This is a genomic window from Enterococcus italicus (assembly GCF_023743875.1).
Classification (GTDB): domain Bacteria; phylum Bacillota; class Bacilli; order Lactobacillales; family Enterococcaceae; genus Enterococcus_G; species Enterococcus_G italicus.
The window spans coordinates 1-465 of record NZ_JAMRVB010000007.1; the positions used below are offsets into that span (position 1 = coordinate 1).

1 protein-coding gene is annotated in these 465 nt (G+C 38.5%); it reads left to right on the top strand.

Annotation, left to right across the window (positions count from 1 at the left end):
• A partial coding sequence (locus NE257_RS11275) for a transposase (protein WP_251886503.1) occupies positions 1–465 on the top strand: 465 nt, incomplete at both ends.

Consider the following 465-nt stretch of genomic DNA (forward strand, 5'->3'; position numbering starts at 1 on the left):
TCAATTCTCTTCCCAAGCATCTTCTAATTGATGAATTCAAAGGAACGCGTGATTGTGAAAGAGCTATGTGCTTTATTATTAGTGATGCTGATACTGGCAAAATCTTTGATATCTTAGATGATCGGCGCAAATTCAAGTTACGAGCATACTTCCAACGGTTTCCCTTAAAAGCCAGGAAACGTGTGACACACATCGTGATGGATATGAATGCCTCTTACGATGCAGTGACGAAAGAAGTCTTTCCCAATGCGCGACTCTCTATCAATTGCTTCCACATCATCCAACAAATGACGCGTGCATTTAATACCCAACGAATTCAGACAATGAAGCAACTAAAGAAAAGTGACCCACAAGCGCAAAAAGATTACCGAAAACTGAAAAAATATTGGCGAACAATCCTAAAGAAAAATACAAAACTAAACGACACTTTTTTTAAGCAATTTCCCCTCTTCCAAGGAAAATACT